The sequence below is a fragment of the Streptomyces sp. NPDC101490 genome (assembly GCF_044767145.1).
In the GTDB taxonomy this organism is placed as follows: Bacteria; Actinomycetota; Actinomycetes; order Streptomycetales; family Streptomycetaceae; genus Streptomyces.
In genome coordinates, this window is record NZ_JBIWNI010000003.1 from 132,904 (window position 1) to 146,776 (window position 13,873).

A 13,873-nucleotide genomic window follows, 5' to 3' on the forward strand; every position below is an offset into this window, starting at 1 on the left:
CCACTTGCAGGGAACACTGTGCTCCGCCCTGCTAACGCCGGGTCCTCCCTTCGGTACCGTGCGCCACAGGAGTTTCACGACGCCCCCTCCGTTACTCCAAACGGATGACCGCCCCGCCGGGCCTCCGGGAGGAGTCCGACAGGGCGGTCAGGGCTGCGCCGTGGGTCAGTCGTGGCTGGTCCGGTCGTGGCTGTCAGCTGTGGCTGTCAGTTGTGGCTGTGCAGGACCTCGTTGAGACCGCCCCAGACCGCGTTGTTCGGGCGGGCCTCGACGGCGCCGCTGACCGAGTTGCGGCGGAAGAGGATGTTCGAGGCGCCGGAGAGCTCGCGCGCCTTCACGATCTGGCCGTCCGGCAGCGTCACCCGGGTGCCCGCGGTGACGTACAGACCGGCCTCGACGACGCACTCGTCGCCGAGGGCGATGCCGACGCCCGCCTCGGCGCCGACCAGGCAGCGCTCGCCGATCGAGATGACGACGTTGCCGCCGCCCGAGAGGGTGCCCATGGTGGAGGCGCCGCCGCCGATGTCGGAGCCGTCGCCGACGACGACCCCGGCGGAGATCCGGCCCTCGACCATGGAGGTGCCGAGGGTGCCCGCGTTGAAGTTGACGAAGCCCTCGTGCATGACGGTGGTGCCCGCGGCCAGGTGGGCGCCGAGCCGGACCCGGTCGGCGTCGGCGACGCGGACCCCGGCGGGCACGACGTAGTCGGTCATCCGGGGGAACTTGTCGATCGAGGTCACCTGGAGGTGCAGGCCCTCGGCGCGCGCGTTCAGCCGGACCTTCTCGATGTCGTCGACGGCGACCGGGCCCAGCGAGGTCCAGGCGACGTTGGCGAGCAGCCCGAAGACGCCGTCGAGGCTCTGGCCGTGCGGCTTGACCAGCCGGTGGCTGAGCAGGTGCAGGCGCAGATAGGCGTCGTGGGCGTCGAGCGGCTTCTCGTCGAGCGAGGCGATGACGGTACGGACGGCGACCACCTCGACGCCCCGGCGTGCGTCCACGCCGAGGGCCTTGACGGCGCCTTCACCGAGGGCGTTGAGGGCCTCGTCGGGCGAGAGCAGCCCGGTGCCGGCCGGGCCGGGCTCGTCGGTCAGCTCGGGGGCGGGGAACCAGGTGTCGAGAACGGTGCCGTCTCCGGCGATGGTGGCGAGGCCCGCGGCGACGGCGCCGGTGGGGCGAGGAGCAGTGGTCATGACGGAAAACCTAACCGGCGGGGCCCCGCGCGGGCCAACCGGTCTCAGGCTCCGGTCGGACCGGGCGGTCTCGGGCGCCGGTCGGGCCGCCCGGTCCCAGGTGCCGACCGGACCGGTCGCCGGACCGGACCGGTCGGACCAGGCATCGGACCGGACCGGTCGGACCGGGCGTCGGACCGAGCCGGGTGGGATCAGGCACCGACCCGGGCCGGGCAGGCCCAGGCACCGACCCGGGCCAGGCAGGCCCAGGCACCGACCCGGGCCGCGTGGGCTCAGGCGCCGGTCGGGCGCAGCACCCGTGCGAGCATCTCCCGCGCGTCCTCCTCGTCGTACGCGCCGCCGGTGAGCAGGGCCTGGAGACAGACGCCGTCCATGAGCGCGACGAGGGCGCGGGCGGTGGCGGGGTCGGTGCGGGGGGTGAGGACGGCCACGGCGGTCTCGGCCCATTCGGCGGCGACGGGCCGGAGCGCGGGGCGGCGCAGGGCGGCGAGGTACAGCTCGTACTCCAGCTCCACGCGGGCGCGTGAGCCGTCCAGCCACTCCCCCATGAGGCGGGCGAGGGCCCCGGCGAGGTCGGCGCCGGGCGCGGTGAGGGCGGGGCTGTCGCGGAGCAGCCGCCCGAAGCTCTCGTTGGCCTTGTGGAGGGCGGCGACGAGGAGTTCGTCGAGGGAGGCGAAGTGGTAGGTGGTGGAGCCGAGCGGCACGTCCGCCTCGGCGGCCACGGTGCGGTGGCTGAGGCCCGCGATGCCGGAGCGTCCGGCGACCCGGAGGGCCGCGTCGACGATCCGCTCGCGGCGCTCGGGGTCGTGGCGGCGGGCGCGGGCCATCAGTGCGCGCCGCCCAGGTTGAGGACGATGACCCCGGCGACGATGAGGACGATCCCGGCGACCTTGGCGAGGCTGAGGGTCTCGCCGAGGAAGAGGACGCCGATGGTGGCGACGGCGGCGGTGCCGATGCCGGACCAGATGGCGTAGGCGGTGCCGACCTGGAGGGTCTTGAGCGCCTGGGCGAGCAGCGCGAAGGCGATGACGTAGCCCACGCCGGTGATGAGTGAGGGCCAGAGCTTGGAGAAGCCCTCGCTGTACTTCATGGAGATGGTCGCGAAGATCTCCGCGACGATGGCACCCGCGAGCAGTCCGTATCCCATGCGTACGATCGTACACAACGCCGCCGGATAACGTGTCCGCCATGACCATTCCCCCGGGGCCTCCGTACGGCTACGGCCACCCGCCACCGCCCCCGCCGCCGAAGCCCGGCGTGATACCCCTGGCGCCGCTCGGTTTCGGCACCGTCCTGACCGGCGCCTTCTCCACCGTGGGCCGCTACTGGAAGCAGCTCCTGGGGGTGGCCGCGGTCTCCTACGTCGGCGCCCTGCTCGTCATCGGGGCGACGGTCGGCATCGCCTACGCGGTCGTCGGCGACCATGTGACCACCCTGTGGAACCTGCCCGACGGGCAGGACGCGCGGTGGGAGGACGTCCTGCCGCTGATCATCGGTTTCGGCTGCGTCTGGGCCGTCGCGATGCTCTCGCTGCTCTGCGCCAACACCCTGGTGACCGCGGCGTGCCCGGCGGTGGTCCAGGAAGCGGTCCTGGGCCGCCCCACGACCTTCGGGACGGTCTGGCGGCGGGCCTGGTCGCGGCTGCCCGCCGTGTTCGGCACGGTGCTGCTGACGACACTGGCCCTGATGCTGCCGCTCGTCCTGCTCATGGCCACCTTCGTCTCCCTCGCCCTGGCGGTGGCGGACTCCGAGAGCGGCCTGTCCGTCACCCCGCTCCTCACCGTGGGCGGCGCGCTGGCGCTGACCCCGCTCGCCTGCTGGCTCTGGGTGAAGTTCAGCTTCGCCCCGGCGGCGGCGGTGATCGAGAGCCAGGGCGCCCTCGCCTCGATGCGCCGCTCCTCGCACCTGGTCCGGGGCTCCTGGTGGCGGCTCTTCGCCTGTCTGCTGGCGGCCGGGCTCATGGCGGGCGTGGTCGGGGCGCTGATCCAGCAGGTCTTCTCGCTGATCGCCTCGGCGCCGCTGGCGGCCGTCGACTTCTCCGGCGACGACCGGAACACCCTGCTCGTCTCCGTGGTGGTGCTCCTCGGCGTCCTCGCGGTGGGCCAGGCGGTCGGCCAGGGCATCGTGTCCGTCTTCCCGCCCCTGGTGACCGCCCTGCTCTACGTGGACCAGCGCATCCGCAAGGAGGACCTGGCCGCCGACCTGGTCCGCGCGGCGGGGCCTTCCTAGCTCTCCGTCCGGCCCGGAAACGCGAGAACGGCCGCGCCCCGTGGGGCACGGCCGTTCTCGTGTGATCGTGACTCAGACGTTGAAGCCGAGTGCGCGCAGCTGCTCGCGCCCGTCGTCCGTGATCTTGTCCGGACCCCACGGCGGCATCCAGACCCAGTTGATCTTCAGTTCGTTGACGATGCCGTCCGTCGCGGAACGGGCCTGGTCCTCGATCACATCGGTCAGCGGGCAGGCCGCCGACGTCAGCGTCATGTCCAGCGTCGCGACGTTCGAGTCGTCGATGTGGATGCCGTAGATCAGGCCCAGGTTGACGACGTCGATGCCCAGCTCGGGGTCGACGACGTCGTACAGCGCCTCACGGACTTCTTCCTCGGAGGCCGGCTTCATGGTGGCCTCGGCGTTCTCGGTCATGCCGACTTCCTCACAGACTTCTGATCGTCCCCCAGCGCCTGGGCGGTCGCGTCCTTCCACGCCATCCAGCTGAGCAGCGCGCACTTCACCCGGGCCGGGTACTTGGACACCCCGGCGAACGCGACCGCGTCCTCCAGGACCTCTTCCATGGCCTCGTCCGGCTCGATCTGGCCCTTGGACTGCATCAGCTCCAGGAAGGTCTCCTGGATCTTCCGCGCCTCGGCCAGCTCCTTGCCGACGAGCAGCTCGTTGAGGACGGAGGCCGAGGCCTGGCTGATGGAGCAGCCCTGTCCCTCGTACGAGACGTCCTCGACGCGCGAGCCGTCGTACTTCACCCGGAGCGTGATCTCGTCACCGCACGTCGGGTTGACGTGGTGCACCTCGGCGTCGCCGTCCCGCAGACCGCGCCCGTGGGGGTGCTTGTAGTGGTCCAGGATGACGTCCTGGTACATCGAATCCAGCTTCACGAACCCGTCCCTCAGCCGAAGAAGTTCCGGACGTGCTCCAGACCCTCGACCAGGGCGTCGACCTCGGCCGGAGTGGAGTACAGATAGAACGACGCCCGCGTGGTCGCGGGAATTCCGTACCGCAGGCAGACCGGCCGCGCGCAGTGGTGGCCGACCCGGACCGCGATGCCCTGCTCGTCGAGGACCTGGCCCACGTCGTGCGGGTGGATGTCACCGAGCGTGAAGGAGATCGCCGCGCCCCGGTCCTCGGCCGTGGTGGGGCCGATGATCCGCAGGTCGGGGACCTCCTGGAGGCGCCGGACGGCGTACTCGGTGATCGCGTGCTCATGGCGCGCGATGTTCTCCATGCCGATCGCCGAGAGGTAGTCCACGGCCGCGCCGAGGCCGACGGCCTGGGCGATCGGGGGCGTACCCGCCTCGAACTTGTGCGGAGCCGGGGCGTACGTCGAGGAGTGCATCGAGACGGTCTCGATCATCTCGCCGCCGCCGAGGAACGGCGGCAGGTCCTCAAGGAGCTCCTGCCGTCCCCACAGCACGCCGATGCCGGTCGGGCCGCACATCTTGTGGCCGGTGAAGGCCACGAAGTCGGCCTGGAGCGCCTGGACGTCCAGCACCATGTGCGGGGCCGCCTGGGAGGCGTCGATGCAGACCAGCGCACCGACCTCCTGGGCGCGGCGGATGATCGTCTCCACCGGGTTGACCGTGCCGAGCAGGTTGGAGACCAGCGTGAACGAGACGATCTTCGTCTTCTCGTTGATGACCTCCTCGATGTTCGAGAGGTCGAGACGTCCGTCGTCGGTGAGGCCGAACCACTTCAGCTTCGCGCCGGTGCGCTGCGAGAGCAGCTGCCACGGCACGATGTTGGAGTGGTGCTCCATCTCGGTGATGGCGATCTCGGTCTCGTGGTCCACGCGGTAGGGCTCGTCGGCCCAGCCCAGCATGTTGGCCACGAGGTTCAGCGACTCGGAGGCGTTCTTGGTGAAGATCACCTCGTTGCGGCTGGGCGCGTTGACGAAGGCCGCGACCTTGTCACGGGCGCCCTCGTAGAGCGCCGTCGCCTCCTCGGCCACCGTGTAGACACCGCGGTGGACGTTGGCGTTGTGACGCTCGTAGTACGTGGTGAGCGCGTCGAGGACCTGGCGCGGCTTCTGCGAGGTCGCCGCGGAGTCGAGGTACACGATCTTCTTGCCGTCGTGGACCACGCGGTCCAGGAGCGGGAAGTCCTTGCGGATCGCCTCGGTGTCGAGGAGGCCGGAGAGCCCCTGATGGGCAGAAGTCACGCGGACGCGCCCCCCTTCACGTACTTGTCGTAGCCCTCGTTCTCCAGCACGTCGGCGAGCTCGGCGCCGCCGGACTCGGCGATGCGGCCGTTCGCGAAGACGTGCACGAAGTCGGGCTTGATGTAGCGCAGGATCCGGGTGTAGTGCGTGATCAGCAGGGTGCCGACCTCACCGGTCTCGCGGACGCGGTTGACGCCCTCGGAGACGACGCGCAGGGCGTCGACGTCGAGGCCGGAGTCGGTCTCGTCGAGGATCGCGATCTTCGGCTTGAGCAGTTCGAGCTGGAGGATCTCGTGGCGCTTCTTCTCGCCGCCGGAGAAGCCCTCGTTGACGTTGCGCTCGGCGAAGGCCGGGTCCATCTGGAGCTGCTCCATCGCGGACCTGACCTCCTTCACCCAGGTGCGCAGCTTGGGCGCCTCGCCGCGGACGGCGGTGGCGGAGGTGCGCAGGAAGTTGGAGACGGAGACGCCGGGGACCTCGACCGGGTACTGCATGGCGAGGAAGACACCGGCGCGGGCGCGCTCGTCGACCGACATCTCCAGGACGTCCTCACCGTCGAGGGTGACGGTGCCGCCGGTGATCGTGTACTTCGGGTGCCCGGCGAGGGAGTAGGCCAGGGTCGACTTGCCGGAGCCGTTGGGGCCCATGACGGCGTGCGTCTCGCCCTGCTTGATGGTCAGGTCGACGCCCTTGAGGATCTCGCGGGGGCCGTTCTCCGCGTCGACGGAGACGTGCAGGTCGTGGATTTCGAGCGTTGCCATGGGTGACTCAAGACTCCTGGGTGACGGAGACGAGCACATCGTCCCCTTCGATCTTTACGGGGTATACGGGGACGGGGCGCGTCGCGGGAAGGCCGGAGGGCTTGCCGGTGCGCAGGTCGAAGCTGGAGCCGTGCAGCCAGCACTCGATCGCGCAGTCCTCGACCTCGCCCTCCGAGAGGGAGACGTTCGCGTGCGAGCAGATGTCGTTGATCGCGAACACCTCGCCCTCGGTGTGCACGACCGACACCGGCGTGCCGTCGACCTCGACCCGCTTGGGGGTGTCGGCCTCCAGCTCGCTCAGCGCGCAGACTCGGACGAAGGACATCAGACGGAGGCCTCCAGCTCGGCCTCGATCTTGGCGAGGAGGCGCTCCTGGACGTCCGGCAGACCGATCTGCTGGACCAGTTCCGCGAAGAAGCCGCGGACGACGAGGCGGCGGGCCTCGGCCTCCGGGATGCCCCGGGACATCAGGTAGAAGAGCTGCTCGTCGTCGAAGCGCCCGGTGGCGGAGGCGTGACCCGCGCCGGCGATCTCGCCGGTCTCGATCTCCAGGTTCGGCACGGAGTCGACCCGGGCGCCGTCCGTGAGGACCAGGTTCCGGTTGAGCTCGTAGCTGTCGGTGCCCTCGGCGGCGGCCTGGATGAGCACGTCACCGATCCAGACGGCGTGCGCGCCCTGGCCCTGCAGTGCGCCCTTGTAGGCCACGTTGGACTTGCAGTGCGGGGTGTTGTGGTCGACCAGGAGGCGGTGCTCCTGGTGCTGTCCGGCGTCGGTGAAGTACAGGCCGAACAGTTCGGCCTCGCCGCCGGTGGCCGCGTACGCCACCCGGGGGTGGATGCGGACGACGTCGCCGCCGAAGGTGACGACGACGGACTTGAAGGAGGCGTCGCGGCCGACCAGCGCGTTGTGCTGGGCGACGTGGACGGCGTTCTCGTCCCAGTCCTGGACGGAGACGACGGTGAGCCTGGCGCCGTCACCGAGGAGGTAGTCGACGTTGGCGGCGAGCACCGCGTCACCGGTGTGGTCGATGACCACGACGGCTTCGGCGAAGGCGCCGAGCTCGATGACCTGGTGGCCGAAGGCGACGCCGCCCTGGCCGTGCACGGCGATGCGGATCGGCTCGCCAAGGACGGTGTCCTTGGGGACGGTGACGACCGAGGCCTTCTCGAAGGAGGAGTAGGCCTGGGCGGCGACGCGGTCGACGGGCACTCCGGCCTTGCGCAGGCGCTCGTCCTCGCGGCCGACGGTCTCCACGGTGACGCCCTCGGGGGCGTCGATCTCGACCTTGACGCCCTCGCCGGAGGCGACGGCGGTGCCGTCGTGGAGTCCGCGGAGCCGGGCGAGCGGGGTGAAGCGCCACTCCTCCTCGCGGCCGTGCGGGACGGGGAAGTCCGCGACGTCGAAGGACGGGGGGGCGCTCATGCGCGTGGCGACGGTGGACTCGGCGGCCACCGCGATCGAGCCGGCGGTGGTGGAGCCCGCCGCCGGGATGTTCTGCTGAGCCTCAGCCATGGCTGTCGTGTTGCTCTCTTCCTGCGTACGTGTGAGTCGGTCGCTGCGGGGGTGGGTGGCGGTCAGCCGACCGACCCTTCCATCTGCAGCTCGATCAGCCGGTTGAGCTCCAGGGCGTACTCCATCGGGAGTTCCTTGGCGATGGGCTCGACGAAACCGCGGACGATCATCGCCATGGCCTCGAACTCGGTGAGGCCGCGGCTCATCAGGTAGAAGAGCTGGTCCTCGGAGACCTTGGAGACGGTGGCCTCGTGGCCCATGGAGACGTCGTCCTCGCGCACGTCCACGTAGGGGTACGTGTCCGAGCGGGAGATGGTGTCGACGAGCAGCGCGTCGCAGAGCACGTTGGACTTGGAGCCCGGGGCGCCCTCGCCGATCTCGATGAGACCGCGGTAGGAGGTGCGGCCGCCGCCTCGCGCCACCGACTTGGAGACGATGTTGGAGGAGGTGTTCGGGGCCATGTGGACCATCTTGGCCCCGGCGTCCTGGTGCTGGCCCTCGCCCGCGAAGGCGATGGAGAGGGTCTCGCCCTTGGCGTGCTCGCCCATCAGGTAGACGGCCGGGTACTTCATGGTGACCTTGGAGCCGATGTTGCCGTCGACCCACTCCATGGTGGCGCCCTCGTAGGCGACGGCGCGCTTGGTCACCAGGTTGTAGACGTTGTTCGACCAGTTCTGGATGGTCGTGTAGCGGCAGCGGCCGCCCTTCTTGACGATGATCTCGACGACGGCGCTGTGCAGCGAGTCGGAGGAGTAGATCGGGGCGGTGCAGCCCTCGACGTAGTGGACGTAGGCGTCCTCGTCGACGATGATCAGCGTCCGCTCGAACTGGCCCATGTTCTCCGTGTTGATGCGGAAGTAGGCCTGGAGCGGGATCTCGACGTGCACGCCCTTCGGCACGTAGATGAACGATCCGCCGGACCAGACGGCGGTGTTCAGGGAGGCGAACTTGTTGTCGCCGACGGGGATGACGGTGCCGAAGTACTCGCGGAAGAGCTCCTCGTGCTCCTTCAGCGCGGTGTCGGTGTCGACGAAGATGACGCCCTGCTCCTCCAGGTCCTCGCGGATCTGGTGGTAGACGACCTCGGACTCGTACTGGGCGGCGACACCGGCGACGAGGCGCTGCTTCTCGGCCTCGGGGATGCCGAGCCGGTCGTAGGTGTTCTTGATGTCCTCCGGCAGGTCCTCCCAGGACTCGGCCTGCTTCTCGGTGGACCGCACGAAGTACTTGATGTTGTCGAAGTCGATGCCGGAGAGGTCGGAGCCCCAGGTCGGCATGGGCTTCTTGCCGAAGAGACGCAGACCCTTGAGACGCAGCTTGAGCATCCACTCGGGCTCGTTCTTCTTCGAGGAGATGTCGCGGACGACGTCCTCGTTCAGACCGCGCTTGGCGGTGGCACCGGCGGTGTCGGAGTCGGCCCAGCCGTACTCGTACCGACCCAGGCCCTCGAGCTCGGGGTGGCTGATCTCGGTGGTCATGCGGGGTTCCTCCCGGCCGTGCTTACGGATGCTGATTCGGTGGTCTGCGGGGTGCCGTGCGGGATGAACGTGGTGCAGACGCCGTCACCATGCGCGATGGTGGCCAGGCGCTGGACGTGCGTTCCCAGGAGGCGGGAGAAGAATTCCGTCTCCGCCTCGCACAGCTGTGGGTACTGCTCGGCGACGTGGGCGACCGGGCAGTGGTGCTGGCAGAGCTGCTCGCCGACCGGCGCGTTCCGCGCAGTGGCAGCGTACCCGTCCGCGGTCAGGGCCTTGGCGAGGGCCTCGGCCCGCCGTTCGGGCTCGACCGCCTCGACGGCCTCGCGGTAGGCGCCCGCCTGGGACTCGATCCGGTCGCGGGCGAAGGCGGCCACGGCCGCCTCCCCGCCCGCGTTCCGCTCGATCCAGCGAAGGGCCTCGACGGCCAGGGAGTCGTACGACTGGTCCAGGGCGTCCCGGCCGCAGTCGGTGAGCGCGAAGACCTTCGCGGGGCGCCCCCGGGTGCGGGTGCCGTAGACGCGCTTCTCGCGGGCCTCCACCACGTTCTCCCCGACGAGCGAGTCGAGGTGGCGGCGGACGGCCGCCTGGGTGAGGCCGAGCCGCCCGGCGAGATCCGCGACGGTCGAGGGACCGTGATCCAGGATCGACCGCACGACCCGGTTGCGCGTCGAACGCTCCCGGGTCGCGAGTTCCTCCACCGGAGCCGCGCCAACGTTTTTCACAACGCCATTGTTGCGTAATTATTCTCGGCCTGACAACCCGCGCCGGAGACGGCCACGGTGCCGTGCATCACTCAGGTAAGCCTTACCTGACCTGCGGAAATGATCATTCGTAGGACGAATCAGGAGTCCTGGCCGTCCTCCCCGGGCACCCTTTCCGGCCGCCCCGTGAACCAGTACGCGCAGGCCACGAGGGCTCCGCCGACGATGTTGCCCGGCACCGTGAACAGCAGATTGCGCCCCAGATCGCCGAACCCGGCCGTCCCGTCGAGGACCGCGAGCGAGAAGAGCGCCATGTTCGCCACACAGTGCTCGAAGCCCACCGCCACGAACACCAGCACCGGCAGCCACAGCACGAAGATCTTCGCCGCGTCACCCTTCGCCCGGGAGAACATCCACACCCCGAGACACACCAGCAGGTTGCAGAGCACCGCGCGCCAGAACAGCTGCTCGCCCGCGAGGGCCTCCTTGCCCGCCACCAGCTCCGCGAGCAGCGCCCTGGCCGACGCCCCCGACAGCACCCCCGAGGCGTGCGCCATCGCCCCGAAGGCGAAGGCCCCCACCAGATTCCCGGCCAGCGACAGCGTCCAGCTCGCCACCAGGTCCCGCACCCCCGTGCGCCCCGCCAGGGCCCCGATCAGCATCACCATCACATTGCTGGTGAACAGCTGCGCCCCGGCGAACATCACGACCGTCAGCGCGATCGGGAAGACCGCCCCCTCCAGGAGCCGCGTCACCGCCGCGTGCTCGACCGCGAACGGCGACACCGCGACCAGCAGCAGCACCTCGCCGATCCCTATGTACGCCCCCGCCAGCATCGCCGACACCGCGTAGCGGCCGGGGCGCCGCAGGTCCCGCGCCTTGTGCGCCGCCTGGCCGGCCGTCTCCCGCAAGTTCTCCGCCACACTGTTCACACGACGACGCTAGGCCCGCCGGCGGCGGCGAAGCGCAAGGAAAAGTCCCGATTCCAGTGACCCGGGCCCCCCGCCGGGAGGACCTTCGGCCCCTCTCTAGACTTCCCCCATGCGCGGGACCCAGACCCACACCCAGAACAACGAGTCCGCCGTCCAGGTACGCGGCCTGGTCAAGCGGTACGGAGACAAGACCGCGGTCGACGGCCTCGACCTGGACGTGCGGACGGCCACCGTCACCGCCGTCCTCGGCCCCAACGGGGCGGGCAAGACCACCACCGTCGAGACCTGCGAGGGCTACCGCAGGCCCGACGGCGGCACCGTCCGCGTCCTCGGCCTCGACCCGGTCGCCGACGCGGCGGCCCTGCGCCCCCGGATCGGCGTGATGCTCCAGTCCGGCGGCGTCTACTCCGGCGCCCGCGCCGACGAGATGCTCCGCCACACCGCGAAGCTCCACGCGCATCCGCTGGACGTCGACGCCCTCGTGGAACGCCTCGGCCTCGGCTCCTGCGGCCGCACCACCTACCGGCGCCTCTCCGGCGGCCAGCAGCAGCGCCTCGCGCTCGCCATGGCGATCGTCGGCCGCCCCGAACTGGTCTTCCTCGACGAACCGACCGCCGGACTCGACCCCCAGGCCCGCCGCGCCACCTGGGACCTCGTCCGCGAGCTGCGGGCCGACGGCGTCACCGTGCTCCTCACCACCCACCTCATGCAGGAGGCCGAGGAACTCGCCGACGACGTCGCCATCGTCGACGCGGGCCGGGTCGTCACCCAGGGCAGCCCCGAGGCCCTGTGCCGGGGCGGCGCGGAGAACACCCTGCGCTTCACCGGACGCCCCGCGCTCGACCTGGACTCCCTGCTCAAGGCGCTCCCCGACGGCTCGGCCGCCGCCGAACCGCTGCCGGGCACGTACCGGATCACCGGCGCCATCGACCCGCAGCTGCTCGCCACGGTCACCAGCTGGTGCGCCCAGCACGGCGTCATGCCCGACGGCATCGCCGTCGAACGCCACACCCTCGAAGACGTCTTTCTGGAACTGACCGGCAAGGAACTGCGATCGTGAGCACCGGTACGTACGCGCCGAAGCCCGGCGCCGCCCCCCTCGGCCGGATGATCGCGGCGCAGACGGCGCTGGAGACCCGGATGCTGCTGCGCAACGGCGAGCAGCTGCTCCTCACCGTGATCATCCCCTCGCTGCTCCTGGTGCTCTTCTCGACGGTCGACATCATCGACACCGGCACCGGCGAGGCGGTCGACTTCCTCGCGCCGGGCGTCCTCGCGCTCGCCGTCCTGTCGACCGCGTTCACCGGCCAGGCCATCGCCACCGGCTTCGAGCGGCGGTACGGGGTGCTCAAGCTCCTCGGCGCCTCACCGCTCCCCCGCTGGGCGCTGATGACCGCCAAGACGCTCTCCGTCCTGGTCACCGAGATCCTCCAGATCGTCCTCCTGACGGCGATCGCGCTGGGCCTCGGCTGGTCCCCGCAGGGCAACCCCCTCGCCGTCCTGCTGCTCCTGGTCCTCGGCACCGCCGCCTTCTCCGGCCTCGGGCTGCTGATGGCGGGCACCCTCAGGGCGGAGGCCACCCTGGCCGCCGCCAACCTGGTCTTCCTGCTGCTCCTGGTCGGCGGCGGAGTGATCGTCCCGCTGGAGAAGTTCCCGGACGCGGCCCGCTCGGTCCTGGAGCTGCTGCCGATCTCCGCCCTCTCCGACGGACTGCGGGCGGTCCTCCAGGACGGCGCCGCGCTGCCCTGGGGCGACGCGGGGACCCTCACGGTGTGGGCCGTCCTCGGGCTCGGCGCGGCCGCGAAGTTCTTCCGCTGGGAGTAGCGGGGGCACCCCAGAGGGTGACGTTTCCCGACAAGGCACCCCTCGTGAAAGCGTGCACAAGCACCGGCCTACGATAGGGCCCGTGCTGACCCCCCTCGCCTCCCTCGCCAGGCGCTGGACCCCGTCCCCCAGGACGCTCCGGCGCGCCGCGCTCTCCGCCGTCGTGATGAGCGTGGTCATCATCGTCACGGGCGGCGCGGTCCGGCTGACCGGTTCCGGCCTCGGCTGCGACACCTGGCCCAAGTGCACCGACGACAGCCTGTTCGTGACGCCCGAGCAGGGCTACCGCGGCGCGATCGAGTTCGGCAACCGGATGCTGACGTACGTCCTGTCGGCCGCGGTCGGCTGGGCGATCGTCGCGGCCCGGTGCACCAAGCCGTGGCGGCGCGGGCTGACCCGGATCGCCTGGGCCCAGTTCTGGATCGTGATGAGCAACGCCGTCCTCGGCGGCATCACGGTGTGGATGGGCCTCAACCCCTGGACGGTCGCGGGCCACTTCCTCGCCGCGAACGCCCTGCTCACGGTCGCCGTCATCACCTGGCACCGGACCGGCGAGGGCGATGCTCCGCCGCGTCCGCGCGCACCGCGCCCGGTGCGCGGGCTGTCCTGGGCGATCACGCTGGTCTCCGCGCTGCTGATCGTGCTGGGCACGACGGTCACCGGCTCGGGCAAGCACGCGGGTGACAGCAGCGACGTGCCCCGGATGCCGTGGGACTGGACGAACGCCGCGCACATCCACGCCGTCTCCGCCTGGGTCGTCTGCGCCCTCGCGGTCGCGATGTGGCTGGTGCTCCGGGTGGTCGACGCCCCGCCGGACACCCGGGCCCGCGCCCGCGACCTGCTGATCGTGCTGCTCCTCCAGGGCGGGGTGGGCTACGTCCAGTACTTCATGGGAGTCCCCGAGATCCTGGTCGGGCTCCACATGCTCGGCTCGTCCCTGATGTGGATCGCGGTGCTGCGGCTCGCCCTGAGCATGCGCGAGCGCACGGTGGCCACCGCCGGCATCCCGGCCCAGACGGACGCGGAGCTGACGCGGGCCTGACCCTCCCGCCCCCGGGCGCGCCGGAACGCGGAACGCGCGACGGGGT

16 protein-coding genes are annotated in these 13,873 nt (G+C 70.8%); 4 read left to right on the top strand and 12 right to left on the bottom strand.

All coding sequences use genetic code 11. From position 1 onward, the window contains the following. Positions 1-206: 206 nt before the first annotated feature. From dapD to ACIRQY_RS08290, 3 genes are all read right to left on the bottom strand, one after another. Positions 207-1,190 carry a 2,3,4,5-tetrahydropyridine-2,6-dicarboxylate N-succinyltransferase gene (dapD, locus tag ACIRQY_RS08280; protein ID WP_351794739.1) on the bottom strand — a complete coding sequence of 328 codons (984 nt, stop codon included), beginning with the start codon at positions 1,188-1,190 and terminating at the stop codon, positions 207-209. Between the two features lie 272 nt (positions 1,191-1,462). After that, positions 1,463-2,017 (bottom strand): TetR/AcrR family transcriptional regulator, encoded by a 555-nt coding sequence (locus tag ACIRQY_RS08285; protein ID WP_403923021.1) that lies wholly within the window; start codon positions 2,015-2,017, stop codon positions 1,463-1,465. Beyond that, complete coding sequence (locus tag ACIRQY_RS08290) at positions 2,017-2,337, bottom strand: multidrug efflux SMR transporter (RefSeq protein WP_351794745.1); 321 nt, start codon at positions 2,335-2,337, stop codon at positions 2,017-2,019. The genes ACIRQY_RS08285 and ACIRQY_RS08290 overlap by 1 nt, the downstream gene beginning before the upstream one ends. A gap of 41 nt (positions 2,338-2,378) precedes the next feature. On the opposite strand from ACIRQY_RS08290, the gene ACIRQY_RS08295 reads away from it, so the two are divergent. After that, a complete protein-coding gene (locus ACIRQY_RS08295; protein WP_403923023.1) occupies positions 2,379-3,419 on the top strand; it encodes an oxidoreductase in 1,041 nt (346 codons plus the stop codon). A gap of 72 nt (positions 3,420-3,491) precedes the next feature. On the opposite strand, the gene ACIRQY_RS08300 is transcribed toward ACIRQY_RS08295, so the two are convergent. The 9 genes from ACIRQY_RS08300 to ACIRQY_RS08340 form a co-directional block, all read right to left on the bottom strand. Then, positions 3,492-3,830, bottom strand: coding sequence for a metal-sulfur cluster assembly factor (locus ACIRQY_RS08300; protein WP_351794751.1), 339 nt, complete (start codon positions 3,828-3,830; stop codon positions 3,492-3,494). Then, positions 3,827-4,297, bottom strand: coding sequence for a Fe-S cluster assembly sulfur transfer protein SufU (gene sufU, locus ACIRQY_RS08305; protein ID WP_351794754.1), 471 nt, complete (start codon positions 4,295-4,297; stop codon positions 3,827-3,829). Before sufU ends, ACIRQY_RS08300 begins: the two co-directional genes overlap by 4 nt. Positions 4,298-4,308: 11 nt before the next feature. Further along, positions 4,309-5,577 (bottom strand): cysteine desulfurase, encoded by a 1,269-nt coding sequence (locus ACIRQY_RS08310; protein WP_351794757.1) that lies wholly within the window; start codon positions 5,575-5,577, stop codon positions 4,309-4,311. Next, positions 5,574-6,338: a Fe-S cluster assembly ATPase SufC gene (gene sufC / locus ACIRQY_RS08315; protein ID WP_351794759.1), complete on the bottom strand. Its 765-nt coding sequence runs from the start codon at positions 6,336-6,338 to the stop codon at positions 5,574-5,576. Before sufC ends, ACIRQY_RS08310 begins: the two co-directional genes overlap by 4 nt. 7 nt (positions 6,339-6,345) lie before the next feature. After that, complete coding sequence (locus tag ACIRQY_RS08320; RefSeq protein ID WP_351794762.1) at positions 6,346-6,663, bottom strand: bifunctional 3-phenylpropionate/cinnamic acid dioxygenase ferredoxin subunit; 318 nt, start codon at positions 6,661-6,663, stop codon at positions 6,346-6,348. Then, positions 6,663-7,850 (bottom strand): Fe-S cluster assembly protein SufD, encoded by a 1,188-nt coding sequence (gene sufD, locus ACIRQY_RS08325; protein ID WP_403923026.1) that lies wholly within the window; start codon positions 7,848-7,850, stop codon positions 6,663-6,665. Before sufD ends, ACIRQY_RS08320 begins: the two co-directional genes overlap by 1 nt. A 62-nt stretch (positions 7,851-7,912) precedes the next feature. Next, positions 7,913-9,328: a Fe-S cluster assembly protein SufB gene (sufB, locus tag ACIRQY_RS08330; RefSeq protein ID WP_351794767.1), complete on the bottom strand. Its 1,416-nt coding sequence runs from the start codon at positions 9,326-9,328 to the stop codon at positions 7,913-7,915. Continuing rightward, on the bottom strand, positions 9,325-10,050 hold the full coding sequence (locus ACIRQY_RS08335) for a metalloregulator ArsR/SmtB family transcription factor (RefSeq protein WP_351794770.1): 726 nt from the start codon (positions 10,048-10,050) through the stop codon (positions 9,325-9,327). Before ACIRQY_RS08335 ends, sufB begins: the two co-directional genes overlap by 4 nt. Positions 10,051-10,169: 119 nt before the next feature. After that, on the bottom strand, positions 10,170-10,961 hold the full coding sequence (locus ACIRQY_RS08340; RefSeq protein WP_351794772.1) for a formate/nitrite transporter family protein: 792 nt from the start codon (positions 10,959-10,961) through the stop codon (positions 10,170-10,172). Positions 10,962-11,070: 109 nt separating this feature from the next. On the opposite strand from ACIRQY_RS08340, the gene ACIRQY_RS08345 reads away from it, so the two are divergent. The 3 genes from ACIRQY_RS08345 to ACIRQY_RS08355 all read left to right on the top strand — a co-directional run bounded on the left by ACIRQY_RS08345 (position 11,071) and on the right by ACIRQY_RS08355 (position 13,827). Beyond that, a complete protein-coding gene (locus ACIRQY_RS08345) occupies positions 11,071-12,021 on the top strand; it encodes an ABC transporter ATP-binding protein (RefSeq protein WP_351794775.1) in 951 nt (316 codons plus the stop codon). After that, the gene (locus ACIRQY_RS08350) at positions 12,018-12,785 is read left to right on the top strand and encodes an ABC transporter permease (RefSeq protein ID WP_403923029.1); all 768 of its coding nucleotides are present in this window, start codon (positions 12,018-12,020) and stop codon (positions 12,783-12,785) included. The genes ACIRQY_RS08345 and ACIRQY_RS08350 overlap by 4 nt, the downstream gene beginning before the upstream one ends. A gap of 73 nt (positions 12,786-12,858) precedes the next feature. Beyond that, a complete protein-coding gene (locus tag ACIRQY_RS08355; RefSeq protein ID WP_403923847.1) occupies positions 12,859-13,827 on the top strand; it encodes a heme A synthase in 969 nt (322 codons plus the stop codon). Positions 13,828-13,873 lie beyond the last annotated feature (46 nt).

Bases quoted from the DNA above. Each gene is read 5' to 3' on its own strand.
- ACIRQY_RS08290 (WP_351794745.1), bottom strand. From the start codon at position 2,337: ATGGGATACGGACTGCTCGCGGGTGCCATCGTCGCGGAGATCTTCGCG.
- sufB (WP_351794767.1), bottom strand. From the start codon at position 9,328: ATGACCACCGAGATCAGCCACCCCGAGCTCGAGGGCCTGGGTCGGTAC.
- ACIRQY_RS08300 (WP_351794751.1), bottom strand. From the start codon at position 3,830: ATGACCGAGAACGCCGAGGCCACCATGAAGCCGGCCTCCGAGGAAGAA.
- sufC (WP_351794759.1), bottom strand. From the start codon at position 6,338: ATGGCAACGCTCGAAATCCACGACCTGCACGTCTCCGTCGACGCGGAG.
- ACIRQY_RS08345 (WP_351794775.1), top strand. From the start codon at position 11,071: ATGCGCGGGACCCAGACCCACACCCAGAACAACGAGTCCGCCGTCCAG.
- ACIRQY_RS08285 (WP_403923021.1), bottom strand. From the start codon at position 2,017: ATGGCCCGCGCCCGCCGCCACGACCCCGAGCGCCGCGAGCGGATCGTC.
- sufD (WP_403923026.1), bottom strand. From the start codon at position 7,850: ATGGCTGAGGCTCAGCAGAACATCCCGGCGGCGGGCTCCACCACCGCC.
- ACIRQY_RS08295 (WP_403923023.1), top strand. From the start codon at position 2,379: ATGACCATTCCCCCGGGGCCTCCGTACGGCTACGGCCACCCGCCACCG.
- ACIRQY_RS08320 (WP_351794762.1), bottom strand. From the start codon at position 6,663: ATGTCCTTCGTCCGAGTCTGCGCGCTGAGCGAGCTGGAGGCCGACACC.
- dapD (WP_351794739.1), bottom strand. From the start codon at position 1,190: ATGACCACTGCTCCTCGCCCCACCGGCGCCGTCGCCGCGGGCCTCGCC.